The organism is Methylibium sp. (assembly GCF_013817365.1).
In the GTDB taxonomy this organism is placed as follows: domain Bacteria; phylum Pseudomonadota; class Gammaproteobacteria; order Burkholderiales; family Burkholderiaceae_C; genus Methylibium.
Genome location: NZ_JACDCU010000540.1, coordinates 1 through 2,382 on the forward strand (window position 1 = coordinate 1; position 2,382 = coordinate 2,382).

2 protein-coding genes are annotated in these 2,382 nt (G+C 67.5%); both read left to right on the forward strand.

All coding sequences use genetic code 11. The annotated features are described in order from the left end of the window. Nucleotides 1-61: 61 nt before the first annotated feature. A complete protein-coding gene (istA, locus tag H0W38_RS21020) occupies nucleotides 62-1,549 on the forward strand; it encodes an IS21 family transposase (RefSeq protein ID WP_292457857.1) in 1,488 nt (495 codons plus the stop codon). Further along, entirely contained in the window at nucleotides 1,546-2,310 is a 765-nt protein-coding gene (gene istB / locus H0W38_RS21025; protein WP_292457859.1) for an IS21-like element helper ATPase IstB, read from the forward strand. Before istA ends, istB begins: the two co-directional genes overlap by 4 nt. Nucleotides 2,311-2,382: the final 72 nt, after the last annotated feature.

Consider the following 2,382-nt stretch of genomic DNA (forward strand, 5'->3'; position numbering starts at 1 on the left):
GAGTAAAACTCGGCCACTTTGGCCCTTTTCTGGCGACAGGGAGGGCGTGGGCATATTCACCGTGGAGCTTTATCGGAAGGTGCGTCTCGCCTGTCGGGACGGCATGAGCGAGCGCGCGGCGGCGCGCCATTTCGGGATCTCGCGCGAGAGCGTGAAGAAGATGCTGAGCTTCTCGGCGCCGCCGGGATACCGGAGATCCGCACCGGTCAGGCGGCCGAAGCTGGACGGGTTCACCGAGATCATCGACCAGTGGTTGCGGGAGGATCTCGGCCAGCGCGCCAAGCAGCGCCACACCGCGAAGCGGGTGTTCGAGCGGTTGCGGGATGAGCATGCGTTCACCGGCGGCTACACCATCGTGAAGGACTACATCCGCGAGCATCGCCGGCGCAGCCGGGAGATGTTCGTGCCGCTGCATCATCCGCCCGGCCACGCCCAGGCCGACTTCGGCGAGGCGACCGTGGTGATCGGCGGCGTCGAGCGGACGGCGCATTTCTTCGCCTTCGACCTGCCGCACAGCGACGCCGGCTTCGTCCGCGCCTATCCGGCGGCGACGGCCGAGGCCTGGGTCGACGGTCACGTCCACGCCTTCGCCTTCTTCGGCGGCGTGCCGCAGTCGGTGCTCTACGACAACGACCGCTGCCTGGTGGCGCGCATCCTGCCCGACGGGACGCGCAAGCGGGCCACGCTCTTCAGCGGGTTCCTGTCGCATTACCTGATCCGCGACCGCTACGGGCGCCCGGGCAAGGGCAACGACAAGGGCGCCGTCGAGGGTCTGGTCGGCTGGGCGCGGCGGACCTTCATGGTTCCGCTGCCGCGCTTTGCCTCCTGGGAGGACTTCAACGACTGGCTCGAGGCGCAATGCCGCAAGCGCCAGGCGGATATCCTGCGGGGCCATGCCGAGACGATCGGCGAACGGCTGGCGCGGGATCTGGCGGCGATGGTGGACCTGCCGGCCGCGCCGTTCGATGCCTGCGACCAGACCACCGGGCGGGTGAGCTCGCAAGCGCTGGTGCGCTACAAGACCAACGACTACTCCGTGCCGGTCGCCTATGGCCACCGCGATGTCTGGGTGCGCGGCTATGTCGATCAGGTGGTGATCGGCTGCGGCGGAGACATCATCGCCCGCCACCCTCGGTGCTACGACCGCGAGGACATGATCTTCGACCCGGTGCACTACCTGCCCCTGCTCGAGAAGAAGATCGGCGCGCTGGATCAGGCCGCTCCTCTGGCCGAATGGGACCTGCCCGCCGAGTTCCGGACCCTGCGCCGGCTGATGGAGGCGCGGATGATCAAGGCGGGTCGCCGCGAGTATGTGCAGGTGCTGCGGCTGCTGGAGACCTTCGAGCTCGACGACCTGCATGTCGCGGTGAAGACCGCGCTCCGCATGGGCGCCGTCGGCTTCGACGCCGTCAAGCACCTGGTGCTGTGCCAGGTCGAGAAGCGGCCGCCCAGGCTCGACCTCGACGTCTACCCCTACCTGCCGCGGGCCGACGTCGGCAGGACCTCGGCGGCGAGCTACATGTGCCTGGTGTCGGCCGGTGCGGCATGACGGAAGCCCCCGAGATCCTGCTCGCCCATCATCTCAAGACGCTGAAGCTGCCGACGTTCCTGCGGGAATACGACAAGCTGGCCCGCCACTGCGCCGCCGAGGGGCTCGACCACGTGCGGTTCCTCGCCCGGCTGGTGGAGCTGGAGCTGATCGACCGCGAGCGGCGGATGATCGAGCGCCGGATCAAGTCGGCGAAATTCCCTGCGGTAAAAAGCCTCGACAGCTTCGACTTCAAGGCGATCCCGGCGCTCAACAAGATGCAGGTGCTCGAGCTGGCCCGCTGCGAATGGATCGAGCGGCGCGAGAACGTCATCGCTCTCGGCCCGAGCGGCACCGGCAAGACGCATGCAGCCCTCGGGCTCGGCCTGGCCGCCTGCCAGAGAGGCCTCTCCGTCGGCTTCGTCACCGCCGCCGCCCTCGTGCACGAACTGATTGAAGCCCGCGACGAACGCCGGCTGCTGCGGCTGCAGAAGCAGATGGCGAACCACAAGCTTCTGATCATCGACGAGCTCGGCTTCGTTCCCCTTTCCAAGACCGGCGCCGAACTGCTGTTCGAATTGATCAGCCAACGCTACGAGCGCGGCGCCACGCTGATCACCAGCAACCTGCCCTTCGACGAATGGACCGAAACCTTCGGCTCCGAGCGCCTCACCGGCGCGCTGCTCGACCGGCTGACCCACCATGTCACCATCCTTGAGATGAACGGGGACAGCTACCGACTCGCCCAGAGCCGGGCTCGAACGATCCCGGCGAAGCCCTGATCCCAAACAACCCGATTGGCCTTTCAGGCCAACGCGCCTTGGCACACGCCAGCTATCTGGCGAGCGCGCGTG

Excerpts from the sequence above, each read along its gene's own strand:
- istB (WP_292457859.1), top strand. The coding sequence starts at position 1,546 with ATGACGGAAGCCCCCGAGATCCTGCTCGCCCATCATCTCAAGACGCTG.